This window comes from Hyphomicrobium sp., assembly GCF_036780825.1.
Classification (GTDB): domain Bacteria; phylum Pseudomonadota; class Alphaproteobacteria; order Rhizobiales; family Hyphomicrobiaceae; genus Hyphomicrobium_C.
The window spans coordinates 1-14,118 of record NZ_DAIQCD010000019.1 but is presented as its reverse complement, the minus strand read 5'-3'; the positions used below and the strand labels follow the sequence as shown (position 1 = coordinate 14,118).

At 64.2% G+C, this 14,118-nt stretch carries 12 protein-coding genes; 3 read left to right on the top strand and 9 right to left on the bottom strand.

All coding sequences use genetic code 11. The features are described from left to right. Positions 1-134: 134 nt before the first annotated feature. A complete protein-coding gene (locus V7P99_RS09505; protein ID WP_333794572.1) occupies positions 135-1,976 on the top strand; it encodes an ABC transporter ATP-binding protein in 1,842 nt (613 codons plus the stop codon). Positions 1,977-2,282: 306 nt separating this feature from the next. Here the strand turns inward: V7P99_RS09505 and V7P99_RS09500 are convergent, their stop codons facing one another. The 9 genes from V7P99_RS09500 to ruvX form a co-directional block, all read right to left on the bottom strand. Continuing rightward, a complete protein-coding gene (locus V7P99_RS09500) occupies positions 2,283-2,792 on the bottom strand; it encodes a nucleoside-diphosphate kinase (RefSeq protein WP_333794571.1) in 510 nt (169 codons plus the stop codon). Positions 2,793-3,204: 412 nt separating this feature from the next. Then, entirely contained in the window at positions 3,205-4,680 is a 1,476-nt protein-coding gene (locus V7P99_RS09495; RefSeq protein WP_333794570.1) for a catalase, read from the bottom strand. Positions 4,681-4,860: 180 nt separating this feature from the next. After that, on the bottom strand, positions 4,861-6,495 hold the full coding sequence (gene groL / locus V7P99_RS09490) for a chaperonin GroEL (protein ID WP_333794569.1): 1,635 nt from the start codon (positions 6,493-6,495) through the stop codon (positions 4,861-4,863). A 137-nt stretch (positions 6,496-6,632) separates the two neighbouring features. Continuing rightward, positions 6,633-6,923 carry a co-chaperone GroES gene (locus tag V7P99_RS09485; protein ID WP_333794568.1) on the bottom strand — a complete coding sequence of 97 codons (291 nt, stop codon included), beginning with the start codon at positions 6,921-6,923 and terminating at the stop codon, positions 6,633-6,635. Between the two features lie 264 nt (positions 6,924-7,187). After that, positions 7,188-7,457: a hypothetical protein gene (locus tag V7P99_RS09480; protein WP_333794567.1), complete on the bottom strand. Its 270-nt coding sequence runs from the start codon at positions 7,455-7,457 to the stop codon at positions 7,188-7,190. A 10-nt stretch (positions 7,458-7,467) separates the two neighbouring features. Further along, positions 7,468-8,640, bottom strand: coding sequence for a DNA-processing protein DprA (gene dprA, locus V7P99_RS09475; RefSeq protein WP_333794605.1), 1,173 nt, complete (start codon positions 8,638-8,640; stop codon positions 7,468-7,470). Between the two features lie 16 nt (positions 8,641-8,656). Next, positions 8,657-9,283 carry a glycerol-3-phosphate 1-O-acyltransferase PlsY gene (plsY, locus tag V7P99_RS09470; protein ID WP_333794566.1) on the bottom strand — a complete coding sequence of 209 codons (627 nt, stop codon included), beginning with the start codon at positions 9,281-9,283 and terminating at the stop codon, positions 8,657-8,659. 407 nt (positions 9,284-9,690) lie between these two features. Further along, the gene (locus V7P99_RS09465; RefSeq protein ID WP_333794565.1) at positions 9,691-10,158 is read right to left on the bottom strand and encodes a MarR family winged helix-turn-helix transcriptional regulator; all 468 of its coding nucleotides are present in this window, start codon (positions 10,156-10,158) and stop codon (positions 9,691-9,693) included. A gap of 516 nt (positions 10,159-10,674) precedes the next feature. Beyond that, complete coding sequence (ruvX, locus tag V7P99_RS09460; protein WP_333794564.1) at positions 10,675-11,199, bottom strand: Holliday junction resolvase RuvX; 525 nt, start codon at positions 11,197-11,199, stop codon at positions 10,675-10,677. Between the two features lie 234 nt (positions 11,200-11,433). On the opposite strand from ruvX, the gene V7P99_RS09455 reads away from it, so the two are divergent. Both V7P99_RS09455 and gatC read left to right on the top strand, forming a co-directional pair. Beyond that, positions 11,434-13,749 carry a fused MFS/spermidine synthase gene (locus tag V7P99_RS09455; RefSeq protein ID WP_333794563.1) on the top strand — a complete coding sequence of 772 codons (2,316 nt, stop codon included), beginning with the start codon at positions 11,434-11,436 and terminating at the stop codon, positions 13,747-13,749. Between the two features lie 83 nt (positions 13,750-13,832). Beyond that, on the top strand, positions 13,833-14,118 hold a 286-nt coding region (gene gatC, locus V7P99_RS09450; RefSeq protein ID WP_333794562.1), incomplete at its 3' end, for an Asp-tRNA(Asn)/Glu-tRNA(Gln) amidotransferase subunit GatC.

The window sequence follows — 14,118 nt, the reverse complement described above, 5'->3', positions numbered from 1 at the left end:
AGGGTGTTCGAGGCCATCGTTTGGGCACGATGGCCGGTTAGCGCATACCGCGAACCTTGCCAAACGAGAAGGGGTTTGCGCCTGCACGCGGCCGCGGGCTCGCGAAAGAAAGAGTTGCAGTAAGAAAGAGCCTGATGTTCCGCTGGTTTGAGACCCGCATCGACCCGTTTCCGCCTGTAGCGCCGGGCCGTCCGCCGGAAAGCATTGCGGCCTTCTATTGGCACTATATCAAGCCGGTCTGGCCTCCGTTCGCAGCACTCCTCGTCGTCGGCTTCCTTGGCTCGCTGATCGAGGTCGCGCTGATGGCCTTCGTCGGCAATCTCGTCGACATGATGCGCGACGCTGCCTCGCCCCGCACATTCTTTTCAGAGAACGCCGGGTCGCTCCTGTTCATGGCGTTCGTCGCCCTGATCGCCCGCCCGCTCGTCTCGACGGCGCACGATCTCGTGAAAAACCAGATGATCAGCCCGTCGGTGACGACGCGCATCCGCTGGCAGACGCACACGTATGTGTTGCGCCAGTCGCTGGGTTTCTTCCAGAACGATTTCGCCGGCCGCATCGCCACGCGCATCATGCAGACCGGCGCCTCGCTCCGGGAATCCATGGTGCAGGCAGTTGACGCCATCTGGTACATGGCGGTCCATGTCATCGGCGCGCTCGTCATCTTTTGGGAGGCCGATTCCCGCCTCGTGCTGCCGCTTCTCGCCTGGATCGGTCTCTATGCGTTCGTCGTTCGCATCTTCGTCCCACGCATTCAGAAACTCTCGACGGAAGCATCCGAGGCGCGCTCCTGGCTCACGGGGCGTGTCGTCGACAGCTTCACGAACATCCTGACCGTCAAGCTCTTCGCCCACGCCGAGCGCGAGGAGGCCTACGCGCGCGAGGCCATGCAGGGCCATCTCGAGCGTCATCAGGCCTCGCTGCGCAATCTCACGATCATGGAGCTCGTGCTCTACAGTTTGAACGGAGCGCTGCTCGTCTCCGTTGCGGGGCTAGCGCTCTGGCTCTGGAGCCACGATGCGGTGACCATGGGCGCAATTACCGTGGCCATGACGCTGTCCATCCGCATCATCGCCATGTCGGGCTGGATCCTGTTCACGGTGGCCGGTATCTTCGAGAACATCGGGGTCGTGCATGAAGGCATGCAGACCATCGCCCGCGGCTACGACATCGTGGACCGCCCTGGTGCCCGGCCCCTTGCTGTGACAAGGGGTGAGATCCGTTTCGACGACGTCCGTTTCCACTACGGCAAGGTGAAGAGCGTGCTCGAGGAGCTGACGCTCACCATCAAGCCGGGCGAGAAGGTGGGTCTCGTTGGCCGCTCCGGCGCAGGCAAGTCGACGCTCGTGAGCCTGCTCTTGCGCTTCTATGACGTCGAGGCGGGTCGCATCATGATCGACGGCCAGGACATCTCGGAGGTGACGCAGGAGAGCCTGCGCGCCTCCATCGGCGTCGTCACGCAGGATACGTCGCTGCTGCATCGCTCGGTTCTGGACAACATTCTCTATGGCCGCCCCGAGGCGAGCCCAGGGGAAGCCGTCACGGCTGCAAAGCGCGCACATGCTCACGAGTTCATCCAGGGGCTCGAGGATATGGCCGGCCGGCTTGGCTACGACGCCCACGTCGGCGAGCGCGGCGTCAAGCTTTCGGGTGGCCAGCGCCAGCGCATCGCCATCGCGCGTGTTCTCTTGAAGAATGCGCCGATCCTGGTTCTCGACGAGGCAACGAGCGCGCTCGACAGCGAGGTGGAGGCGGCCATCCAGGAGAGCCTGACAACGCTGATGGCCGGTAAAACGGTAATCGCCATTGCGCACCGCCTCTCGACCATCGCCGCCATGGACCGTCTGATCGTCATGGACGAGGGGCGCATCGTGGAGCAGGGGACCCATACCGAGCTCCTGCGCAAGGGCGGCCTCTACGCCAGCCTCTGGGCCCGCCAATCCGGCGGATTTCTCACCGAAGAAGCCGCTGAATAGAGTGCTTCCGGAAAAGTGGGAACCGGTCATGGCGAAGCCATGCAAGTTAAAGTGTCCGGAAAGAAGCACGATCAAACAAAAAGTTAGAGCCGTTCCGGGGTTCCACCTAAACGGGAACGGCTCTAGGCCGGCCGGCGTCAGTATCGGCTGCGGCGCTCCTGGCCGCGAATGCAATGTCTGCTGGGCACTCCGCCCCCTTTGTGGGGGGTAGAAGGAGGATGCCAGACTGATTGATGTCGTCATCCTCCGCCTCGAGCCGTTCCGCTTCAATCGAGGAACGGCTCCACGTTTTTGTTGGATCGCGCTCTATGCCGCGCGGGGACCGGGATCGTCGTCCTCTGGCGATGATGGCGCCGGCGCGCTGCGGATCGTCGCGGCGAGCGGTGGGAACGCGACGACCGTTCCCTCGGCGGCCGATCGGCGCGTCGCGCTTTCGGGCTGATAGCAGACCTTCTCGAGACGCAGCGGCTCGATGATTCCATCGGGTCGCCGCAGCGGAAACACATCGCCTTCCGAGAGGCCGAGCAGCGCCAAGCCGCGCAACGTGGTAACGGGCAGCGGCGCGCCGCCCGCGACGGTGGCTTTCTCGTCGCGCGTGAGCACGCGCTGCTCGCTGCTGCCGCCGCCGACACTGAATGCGATGCGGCTGTCGATCGTCGCCGTTTCTGGCCCGATCATTTGCGCCAGGACGACGTCCGCCGTGTCGAGCTTCTGGCGCAGGAGCTGAAGATAGGCTTCTTCGTGGTTCCGCCCGTGGAGGAGGCTCTCGAGGAAGATGTGGTCTTTGGCCGTCAGGCGAAGGACGGTGGATGTCATGGCAAACTCCGTCAAGCGGGGCTTTCTGCCCCGGCCGTGGGTCGTTTCTGCGATGCGTGATGAGCGTGACGAAACATATCCCTGGCCTCGGCAACCGATGGCCTGGCCAGGGTTAGGCACCTGCGATGGAGGCGCCTCTATCGATAAACAACATTGGGACGAGAACGCGCGGCATGGCTCTCCAATTCCGAAAACGGCGCCATCATACCAGACATGCCGCAAATAGCGAGGGAGGCGGGGCGCTCCATGGGGCGCGTGTCGGCGCTCGTTCGTGGTGGGGAGGGGCGCAGCGCGGCCGGGCTCGCGCGGGATCCGATACGCGCGGGAGTTTTGTTGCACGGCAAAAAAGATCGGCCGGAGAGCATGCGTATGCTCCCCGGCCGACGTCGTGACGTGGTTTGCTTCGCGAGGCTTACTCCGCGGCTTCCGCCAACTGCAGGTCGGCGGCGCTAACACCCATGCGTTCGGCGACGCCGAGGCCATAGTTCGGGTCGGCCTTGTAGAAGTGGCCGATCTGCCGCTTCACGATCTCCACCGGAACGCCCTGCATGGCGGCCGCGATGTTGTCCATCAGGCGGCCCTGCTGCTCCGCCGTCATCAGACGGAAGAGGTTGCCGGGCTGCGTGTAATCGTCGTTGCCCTCGCGGTGATCGTAGCGATCCGCATCGCCCTCGATCGCGAGCGGCGGCTCCGCAAAGCGCTTGTCCTCAGCCGGGCCGCCGAACGAGTTCGGCTCGTAGTAGGCGTCCGGATTGCCGGTGTCGTTGCGGAAGAAGCGCATCGGCCCGTCCTTGTGATAGTGCTGCATCGGGCACTTCGGCGCGTTAACGGGCAGGTGCTCGTAATGCGTGCCGAGCCGGTAGCGGTGCGCGTCGGCATAGGAGAAGATCCGCGCCTGCAGCATCTTGTCGGGCGAAAAGCCGATGCCCGGCACGATGTTCTTGGGCGCCAGCGCGAGCTGCTCGATCTCTGCGAAGTAGTTGTCGGGGTTGCGGTTGAGTTCGAGCATACCGACCTCGATCAGCGGGAACTCGCCGTGCGGCCAGACTTTCGTGAGGTCGAACGGATTGTAGCTCGTGTGCTTGGCCTCTTCCTCGGTCATGACCTGAACGAAGAGCTTCCACTTGGGGAACTCGCCGCGCTCGAGCGCGTGGTACAGGTCTTCCTGGGTCGATTCCCGCGTGCGTCCGACGACTTCGGCGGCTTCCGCATTGGTCCAGTGCTTGTGGCCCTGCTGGGTCTTAAAGTGGAACTTCACCCAGTGGCGCACGCCCTCGGCGTTGATGAACGAGTAGGTGTGCGAGCCATAGCCGTTGATGTGGCGCACGTCCGTCGGCAGGCCGCGGTCGCTCATCAGGATGGTCACCTGATGCAGGCTCTCCGGCGAGAGAGACCAGAAGTCCCACATGGCCGTCGGCGAGCGCATGTTGGTGCGCGGGTGCCGCTTCTGGGTGTGAATGAAGTCCGGGAACTTGAGCGGATCGCGCACGAAGAACACCGGCGTGTTGTTGCCGACGAGATCCCAGTTGCCTTCGTCGGTATAGAACTTGATGGCAAATCCGCGCACGTCGCGCTCGGCGTCGGCAGCACCAAGCTCACCCGCCACCGTCGAAAAGCGCAGAATGAGCGGCGTTTCCTTGCCGACCTTGGAGAAAATCGAGGCCTTCGTGTACTTCGTGATGTCGTGGGTCACGGTGAAGGTGCCGTGCGCACCCCAGCCCTTGGCATGCACGGTGCGCTCGGGGATCCGCTCCCGGTTCTGATGCGCAAGCTTCTCGATCAGCTGATAGTCCTGCAGGAGCAGCGGACCGCGCGGACCTGCCGAGAGCGAATTCTGGTTGTCGGCGACAGGCGCGCCATTGGAGGTCGTGAGAGTGGCTTTCGTCATGATGCACCCACCAGTTGTTTAGACTTATTCCAATCCATTAGCCACATCTCTCTATAAGATCAAATTGTATTGTCGATAGATGTGATAGGAAAAACTTATGGGCATCCGAACGCATAACGCCCGCGGAAAGGGGCCGCGGGCGTTCTGCATTTTCGTGTGCTTGGGAGGCGTGAGCCGCCGTTACATATCCATCCCGCCCATTCCTGCGCCATGCGCGTGGCCGAAGTCGTTGTCCTTCTTCGGCGCGTCCGCAATGGCGGCTTCGGTGGTGATCAGGAGACCTGCGATCGAGGCGGCGTCCTGCAGGGCCGTGCGCACGACCTTGGCCGGATCGATGATGCCTTTTTCGATGAGGTCACCGTAGGCGTCGCCCTGGGCGTCGTAGCCGAAGTTGGGCTCCTTGGCCTCCATCACCTTGCCGACGACGATCGAGCCCTCGGTGCCTGCGTTCTCCGCGATCTGGCGGATCGGTGCCTGCAGCGCGCGCTTCACGATGGCGATGCCGGCGGCTTGATCCTCGTTGTCACCCTTGGCCGTGATGGCGACCGACGCCTTCAGAAGGGCGATGCCGCCACCCGGGACGACGCCTTCCTCGACGGCGGCGCGGGTGGCGTTGAGGGCGTCGTCGACGCGATCCTTGCGCTCCTTCACCTCGACCTCGGTAGCGCCACCGACCTTGATCACGGCAACGCCGCCCGCGAGCTTCGCCAGACGCTCCTGAAGCTTCTCGCGGTCGTAGTCCGAGGTCGTCTCCTCGATCTGCGCCTTGATCTGCTTCACGCGGCCTTCGATGTCGGCCTTCTTGCCCGCGCCGTCGACAATGGTGGTGTTCTCCTTGTCGATCGAGACACGCTTGGCTTTACCAAGCATATCGAGGGTGACCGTCTCGAGCTTGATGCCGAGATCCTCGGAGATCACCGTGCCGCCCGTCAGGATGGCGATGTCCTCGAGCATGGCCTTGCGGCGATCGCCGAAGCCCGGGGCCTTGACGGCCGCGACCTTGAGGCCGCCGCGCAGCTTGTTGACGACCAGCGTGGCGAGAGCCTCGCCCTCGACGTCCTCGGCGATGATGAGCAGCGGCTTGCCCGTCTGCACCACGGCCTCGAGCACCGGAAGCATGGCCTGGAGGCCCGAGAGCTTCTTCTCGTGGATCAGGATGTACGGGCTCTCGAGCTCCGCGATCATCTTGTCGGCGTTGGTGATGAAGTACGGCGAGAGATAGCCGCGGTCGAACTGCATGCCCTCGACGACATCGAGCTCGGTGTCGAGGCTCTTGGCCTCCTCGACCGTGATCACGCCCTCGTTGCCGACCTTCTGCATCGCTTCGGCGATCATGTTGCCGATGGCCGTCTCGCCGTTGGCGGAGATGGTGCCGACCTGGGCGATCTCGGATGAGTTCTTGACCTTCTTGGCGCTCTTCCCGATCTCGGCCACCACTTGCGCAACCGCCTGCTCGATGCCGCGCTTGAGGTCCATCGGATTCATTCCGGCCGCGACGGCCTTGAGGCCTTCGCGCACGATGGCCTGCGTCAGCACGCAAGCGGTGGTGGTGCCGTCGCCGGCAAGGTCGTTGGTCTTTTGCGCCGCCTCGCGCACCATCTGCGCGCCCATGTTCTCGAGCTTGTCCTCGAGCTCGATCTCCTTGGCGACGGAAACGCCGTCCTTGGTCGTGCGCGGGGCACCGAAGCTCCGCTCGATGACGACGTTGCGGCCCTTGGGGCCGAGCGTCACTTTGACGGCGTTGGAAAGGATGTCGACGCCGCGCAGGATTTTTTCGCGGGCCTCGGCGGAGAAACGGACGTCTTTTGCAGCCATGTGTCGTTCCTGAAGCTGGTCGTCACCCGCGGCTATCAAAGCGCAACGGAGACGATATCTGGTGGATGAGACGCGGCAGGCAGCCCATGAATGGCCGCGCGCTCGCGTTGATATCTTGCTTAGCTATGTAAGCGTGATCACGCGTCGATCACGCCGAGGATGTCGCTCTCTTTGAGGATCAGCACATCGGTCCCGTCGATCTTGACCTCCGTGCCGCTCCACTTTCCGAACAGCACCTTGTCGCCCGCCTTCACGTCGAGCGGCACGAGCTTGCCCGTCTCGTCGCGCGTGCCCGGGCCCACAGCGAGCGCCTCTCCCTCCTGGGGCTTTTCGGCAGCCGTGTCAGGAATGATGATGCCGCCGGAGGTCTTGGCCTCGCTCTCCACGCGGCGCACGACGATGCGATCGTGCAAGGGTCTGAATTTCATATCGGTATGAACTCCATCAATGTGGGCCAGCGGCCCGCCGGCATGCCACCGAGCCGAAGCGTAGGGAGGAGAAATGACCCTCCGAACGAGCCCTGGTTCGCGCTTGCAACGAGAGGATGGGAAGTGCGCTGCGCAGCGATGCTTCCAGCGCTTCCATCCCGCTCGTCATGCAAGATAGGTCACGATTTAGCACTTGGGAGCGTCGAGTGCCAGATGGAAGGAGGTCTCTGTTTTTAGCAACCACAGGCTGTTCAAATTGGTAGTTTACAACTTAATGCAGGTAGGGTTAACTTGACCTGCTTGATGACCGTCGGGAGCTTGCGAGACGCCGTGAGCAAGACTGAACATGACCGCCTCACCGATGCTCGTCCCGAGCATTGCCGGCCCGCCGCCAGCCAGACGGGAGACCAGGTCGAATATATTGCCGACCTTCTGCTGGAATTGAAGGAGATGGCCGGAGGGCATGGCTTTGCGACGCTCGCCGGCATCCTGGATCTCGCCCATGCCGAAGCCCGCGTGCAGGCTGAGGCTCATGTCGCACCCGTCAGTCGGGTGTCCGCGAGACGAGTTGATGGCCATGGCGGATGATCTCGCCTGCGAGGTCGAGCTCCATGAGAACGGCCCGTACCTCTCGTGCACGTAGTGCGGCGGCACGCGCCAGCTCATCGATGTCGATCGGGTGCGGGCCGAGAACGGACAAGACACGCTGCCGCTCGGCCTCTCCCGCCTGCCAGCGCTCCGCCGCCATTTCCGTTTCAGTAGCCTCTGAGCCCGGCGCTTCGTAGTCGGCCGGAATGTCTGGAATCTCTCGCAGGCCACCGGCGAAGGTCCGTCCCGCAAGTTGGGGAGACAGGGCCTCGATCACGTCTCTGGGTTCTGTGACGAGCGTGGCGCCCGACTTCAAAAGACCGTTGGTTCCTTCCGCCCGCGGGTCCAGCGGATGCCCTGGCACCGCGAACACCTCGCGTCCCTGCTCGCCGGCGAAGCGGGCCGTCACCAGCGTGCCCGACCGGTGCGCGGCCTCAATGACGACGACGCCGAGTGAGATGCCGGAGATCAGCCGGTTGCGCCGGGGAAAATCCCGCGCTCTCGGTATGAACGCCGGCGGCTGCTCGGAAACCAGGCATCCCTCCTGTCCGATGCGGGCTTGCAGCGTGACATGTTCGGGCGGGTAGACGATATCGATGCCGCCAGCCACCACGGCCACGGTCCCTTTATCGAGGCTCGCGGCGTGGGCGGCTCCGTCGATGCCGCGGGCAAGCCCGGATACCACCGTGAGGCCCGCCGCCGCCAGTTCATGGGCGAACATCCGTGCGAGCTTGAGGCCCGCGGCCGAGGCGTTGCGGGAGCCGACGATGGCGATGGCCGGCCGGTTCAGAAGCTCGCACCGGCCCTTCACGTAGATGAGCGGCGGAGGGGCATCGATGGCGGCGAGAGCGGCCGGATAGCCGGGCTCGATGGTGAATACCGGACGGGCTCCGGCTTTGCGCGCCGCGGTCAGCTCAGCCTCGGCCTCATGCTCGGGAAAGATTTTCGTTGGCGCACGCCCCGATTTCCGGACCAGCGCCGGCAACGCTGCGAGCGCCGCCTTCGCGCCGCCAAAGTGATTGATCAGTTCTCGAAACGTCGCCGGACCGACATTGGTCGAGCGGATGAGCCGCAAGCAGGCGAGGCGTTCGTCTTCGTCAAGCACGGAGACGGGCAGTGGGGCCGCCATGAACGGAAATGTCTGATCATGCTTTGGCACCGATCCGCGGCTCCTCTCCCCTGATGAGGCGCCTGATGTTGCCCTCGTGCTTCCAGAATAGGAAGAGGCTCATGACGAGCGCGAGCAGGGCCTCCGATACATGACCCACACCGAGGAGTGCGATCGGCGCCACGACGGCGGCAGCCAGTGCTGAAGCGGATGAGTAGCGAGTGAGGAACGCTGTCGCGAGCCAGGCGGCACAGAAGACGAGAGCGCTGGGCCAGGCAAGTCCGCCGAGGACGCCGATGTAGGTTGCGACGCCCTTGCCACCCTTGAAGCCGAGCCAGACGGGGAAGAGATGGCCAAGAAAGGCGGCGAGCCCGGCGATCAGGCTCGCTTCGGCCACGAGCCCGAAACGCGCGCCGAGCGCGGATCCGAGAAGCACGGCGATCGTGCCTTTGAGCGCATCGAGAACGAGGGTCAGCACCGCCAGGCCCTTGTGGCCCGTGCGTAGAACGTTGGTTGCCCCGATGTTGCCCGAGCCGACGCGTCGGATGTCGCCGAGCCCGGCGAGCCGCGTGAGAAGAAGGCCAAACGGGGTCGCGCCGAGCAGGTAGCCGAGGCAGGCTGGCAGGAGGCAGGCCATCAGGAAATCGAGCGGTGCCGGTGTCATCGTCAGGATGCGCCCATCATTGGGAAAGTGGAGCGGCGGACGGTAAGTGCCGCAGCGGAAAGGCCGCAGGGAACTTCAAGATGAAATTCGCAGCTTCAGAAAATTCTAGGGGCGGCGGCGGGATCCGGCAACTCGGAGATCGCATCCTGTTGCGCATAAGCGTGTCCCATAGGCCATTCGGCCAAAAAAGGGCGCACGCTCCGTAGGGTGTGGAGCCCTGCGCTCACTGTCGCAGGGCTTTGGCATGGCACGACATGCGTACCGCCCGCCCGCCTATGCGTGGGCGATCGCCTCGGCCGGAGTGCTTCAGATGGTTGCATCCCGAGCGTCGGAATCCGATGCTCGCGAGGACGCACGATCAAACAAAGCTTAGAGCCGCGCTCGAGTCCAATCGGACCGGAACGGCTCTACGAGCGGCTGCCGCGCGTGGCGCTGTCGGGATCGACCGCCATCACGATGCGTGAAAGCGAACGCAGGAACGCATCCCGCTGCGTGGGCGCGAGGGCAGAAAGGATCTTCTCGTCGGTCGTGCGTGCGGCCGGTTCGGCCGTGCGCAGCGCCGTCTCGCCCTTGTCGGTGAGCCGCACCGCATAGCGGCGCGCATCCCGCCGGGTGCGCCGGCGCTGGACGAGCCCGCGCGACGTGAGCCGGCGCACGATGTCCGCCATCGTCGACCGGTCGATTCCCGTTCGTTCCACAAGCGTCGTCTGGCTCGGTTCCTCGCTGTTGGCGATCGCCATCATGACGGCGAACTGTCTGGGCGTCAGCCCAAGTTCGCCCACACTGATCGCAAACATCTCGTCCGCACATTGCCCGGCCCGATGCAGCAGATGCAGCGCCGACGACATCCTGTCGTCTCCGTTGTCATGTTTCATTCTTCATCCTGTCCTCTTGCTCGCGTTGGTCTTTCCCCGGGGCGTCTTCTGGTCCGCGTGCGCAGCAGTGGCGCATACGCTTTGCATGCTCGAAATATGGTAACGCCAAATTCGATCTTGAATTGGACGAAAGGTTGGGCCGTACACCGCTATTCCGCATATTGAACGTGCAGCAATGTCCTATGACGTAGATCGTTCGTTTCGATGCGCCTGTGAAGACAGCCGTTTGCGGAAATTGTCAGCGCGGCGTGAGGTCACGTAAGGTGCGCCCAGTCCTGCAAAGCGCCGCGCCGGCCACGTTTCGCTTGGGCCAAGATCTAATTCCCGCGAACGCGCGCCAGTTCCCGATCCCGATGCCCGGTTGAAAAAATGAGTCCCCCTAAGAGGCGTCCCTGCGATCGGTCGCCCGGCCGATCCGTCGGCAAGCGGAGGTTGGTGCAGCGGATGTCACCGGACGATCGGCATACGGGTGCATGCAAGTCCGCCGATGGGCAGCAGGACGGACCGTCTTCGACGTCAACTCTCGCCGGCCAGGCCCCGCATGCGGTCGAGCGCGCCCTGCAGGATCAACGTGGCGGCGAGCTTATCGATGACGTCTGCACGGCGTTTGCGGCTCGTATCGGCGGCGATCAGCATGCGCTCGGCTTCGAGCGTTGTCAGCCGTTCGTCCCATAGCAGGATAGGGAGCGGAGAGAGCGCGTTCAGATTCCGCGCGAATGCACGCGTCGCCTGGGCGCGCGGTCCCTCCGTGCCGTCGAGGTTCGCCGGTAGTCCCAGCACGAAGCCTTGAACTTTGTGCTCCATAGCAAGCGCAAGAAGGCGCGCCGCATCCGCTCTAAACTTCGTGCGCCGGATCGTCTCGAGCGCTGAGGCGATCGAGCGTCTGACGTCGCTGAGCGCGAGGCCGAGCGTCTTTGTCCCCGCGTCGATGCCGATCAGCCGCCCCGGACCAATTTGGGCCGCGAATGCTTGTGGATCGCTGAGGGTGTTGCGGCGCTCGATGGCTTGGCTGTCGGCAGTCGTGGATGGGGTGTCGGTCATGACGTCATTATAAGGATCATGGTCTGCAATGCACAGGCGGGCTTGCAGCCCCCCACAGGACAGAATGCGCCACCCTCCCTTATGTCAGATGCAGTAGAAGGCCCTGACAGATCAGAGCTTTCCATCTATGGTCCGGCGCAACGAGAGACGGGCTGCTCGAAATGCGGCCACGTTTCTCACACGGGGAACGTGACCCGGTCCCCGGTCCCTCGTCGAGGAGAAGAAGGAAAGCGCGTGTCGGCAGACATCGATATCCAGCCCGCGGGCTCCGGGAGCGTGTCCGAGCGCCGCGGCTGGGGCATGTTGTGGCTTTTCACGGGAACGACGTTCCTGTCGGCGTTCCTTCTGTTTTTCGTCCAGCCGATGTTCGCCAAGATGGTGCTGCCCCTGCTCGGCGGCTCGCCCTCCGTATGGGCGGTGGCGCTCCTGTTTTTCCAGGGTGCGCTGCTCGTCGGCTATGCTTACGCGCACCTCCTGGTGCGTCTTGTCCCGGCTGCGCGCTCGGGCTTCGTGCATCTCGCCGTTACGGCCCTGGCCTTTCTCAGTCTTCCGATCGCAATCCCGGCCGGCTGGTCCGAGCCGCCGGTGAGCGAACCTTATTTCTGGCAGCTCGGGCTGTTCGCCGTGGCCATCGGCCTGCCGTTCGTCGCGGTCTCCGCCAACGCGCCGCTGATTCAGGCCTGGTTCGCACGCACCGGCCATAAGAGCAGCGCCGACCCGTATTTTCTCTACGCGGCCTCGAATTTCGGCAGTCTCTTGGCTTTGCTCGGCTATCCGTTCATCTTCGAGCCCGCGTTCGGCCTGCGGTCCTTGGCGGCCATGTGGACGGGCGCTTTCGCCGTGCTGCTGCTGGCATTGGGCGTCTGCTTTGTCGTGGTCCGCAGCACTGCGGCAAACGGTGCCGGCGAGCAGGTTCAGCCGGCCGGAGGCTCTGCGGTACCATCGGATGCGCGGCGCGAACCCGATTGGCACGCGCGCGCGGCCTGGGTGGGGCTGGCGTTCGTTCCGTCCGCGCTGCTGACCGCCTTCACGACGCACGTGGCGACGGACGTCGCCTCGGCACCTCTCATCTGGGTGATTCCGCTCTCTCTTTATCTGGCCACCTTCGTCATCGTGTTCCGCGAGCGGGCGCTGATCCCGCGTCCGGTTCTGCTGACGGTGCATGCGGTTGCGGTCATCCTCGCGCTGCTGCAACTCGCGCAGACCGAGAAGGAGACCTGGTTCTATTCCGCGGGCTTTGGCGTGGCCGCCTTCTTCGCCGCCACCCTCGTTGCCCACCGCACGCTTTACGAAGCCCGCCCCGACGCCCGGCACCTGACCGAATTCTATCTATGGATGTCGGCCGGCGGCGTCCTCGGCGGCATCTTCGCGGCCCTCGTGGCGCCGCAGATTTTCCCCGAGGTGTTTGAATATCCTCTTCTGCTCGCCCTGAGCTTTGCCTGCCGTCCGGGCGCCCTTGATGTCCGTCGCGAAAGCCCGCGCGCCCTGGCGCTTCTGGTGCTGATGGTGTTTGGGGCGGCGGCGGTCATCTATTGGGGGCCCGGGCTGGCGTCCACCTATCAGCTCGACCTTCGCGGCTGGGGATCGACGGCCGGCATCGCGGCCGCCTTCGCGCTTGTGGCGCTCCTCGTCTGGCGCCACCCGCCACACATGCTCTTCGTGGCGATGAGCCTTTATCTGGTCGTCGTGCTGCTGCCTTCGGGCGTCCATCGCGGCAACGCGCAGCGCAGCTACTTCGGCGTCTACCGCGTCATACAGTCGGGCGATGGCGAGTTCAACGTGCTCCAGCACGGCACCACGCTCCACGGGGCACAGCGCATCCGCGACAAGAGAGGCAAGCCGGTCGCCAGCATCACGCCCGCCACCTACTATCATCCCCATAGCCCCATGGCCTCGGCCGTCCGCGTCACGAGCATACTTGCCGCCAGGGCCCGCACTGAGGCCAAGTTCGGCATCATCGGGCTCGGCGCCGGCTCGCTCGCCTGCCATTCTTCGGCCGGCGAGGTGTGGCGCTTCTTCGAGATCGACCCCGTCGTCGTATCGATCGCGAACTCGCGGAAGTTCACGTTCATGGCCAACTGCCAGCCGGACGCGGACATCGTGCTCGGCGATGCGCGCCTCACGTTCGCGCGGGAGCCCGACGAGAGCTACGATCTCGTGATCGTGGACGCGTTCTCCTCGGATGCCATCCCGGTGCATCTCCTGACGGCCGAGGCGCTGCAGCTTTACGCCTCGAAGATCAAGCCGGACGGGGCGGTGCTGCTACACATATCGAACCGATATTTGGACCTGGAACAGGTGCTCGCTGCAACTTTCCCGGCGATCGGCGGTCTCTCGGCGGTCACCATCGAGGACCAGACCGAGGAGGACGGCTATGCGGTGACGAGCTCGACCGTGGTCGTCTACGGCAAGAGCTGGCAGGCCATTGATCAGTTCCGGGCCATTCCCGGAGCCCGCAACCTGCCGGCGCCGGTCCTTCGGAAGCCCTGGACCGATGATTTCTCAGACCTTTTAGGGCCTTTCCTGGCCCAATACCGCAAGCGGTTCTGAACGGCCGGTGTTGCGCGCCATGGGCCGGCCCGCTATGAGGAACACGCGGCGTCCGCCGCCACTTCAGACCAACGCAGGATCCCATGCAGGTTGACGAGAAGACCGTGCGCCGCATCGCACGCCTGGCACGTATCAAGATCTCCGATGAGGAGGCCAAGAGCCTCGAGGGGGAGCTGTCAGGCATTCTCGACTGGGTCGAGCAACTCGGCGAGGTCGATACGTCGGATGTCGAGCCCATGACTCGGGTCGTGGCCCAAAAGCTCAAGATGCGCGAGGATCGCGTCACCGACGGCGGCATCGCCGACGACGTTGTGAAGAACGCCCCGATGATCGACGACCACTATTTCGTCGTCCCCAAGGTCGTGGAAT

Excerpts from the sequence above, each read along its gene's own strand:
- V7P99_RS09505 (WP_333794572.1), top strand. The coding sequence starts at position 135 with ATGTTCCGCTGGTTTGAGACCCGCATCGACCCGTTTCCGCCTGTAGCG.
- V7P99_RS09500 (WP_333794571.1), bottom strand. The coding sequence starts at position 2,792 with ATGACATCCACCGTCCTTCGCCTGACGGCCAAAGACCACATCTTCCTC.
- V7P99_RS09495 (WP_333794570.1), bottom strand. The coding sequence starts at position 4,680 with ATGACGAAAGCCACTCTCACGACCTCCAATGGCGCGCCTGTCGCCGAC.
- groL (WP_333794569.1), bottom strand. The coding sequence starts at position 6,495 with ATGGCTGCAAAAGACGTCCGTTTCTCCGCCGAGGCCCGCGAAAAAATC.
- V7P99_RS09485 (WP_333794568.1), bottom strand. The coding sequence starts at position 6,923 with ATGAAATTCAGACCCTTGCACGATCGCATCGTCGTGCGCCGCGTGGAG.
- V7P99_RS09480 (WP_333794567.1), bottom strand. The coding sequence starts at position 7,457 with ATGAGCCTCAGCCTGCACGCGGGCTTCGGCATGGGCGAGATCCAGGAT.
- dprA (WP_333794605.1), bottom strand. The coding sequence starts at position 8,640 with ATGGCGGCCCCACTGCCCGTCTCCGTGCTTGACGAAGACGAACGCCTC.
- plsY (WP_333794566.1), bottom strand. The coding sequence starts at position 9,283 with ATGACACCGGCACCGCTCGATTTCCTGATGGCCTGCCTCCTGCCAGCC.
- V7P99_RS09465 (WP_333794565.1), bottom strand. The coding sequence starts at position 10,158 with ATGAAACATGACAACGGAGACGACAGGATGTCGTCGGCGCTGCATCTG.
- ruvX (WP_333794564.1), bottom strand. The coding sequence starts at position 11,199 with ATGACCGACACCCCATCCACGACTGCCGACAGCCAAGCCATCGAGCGC.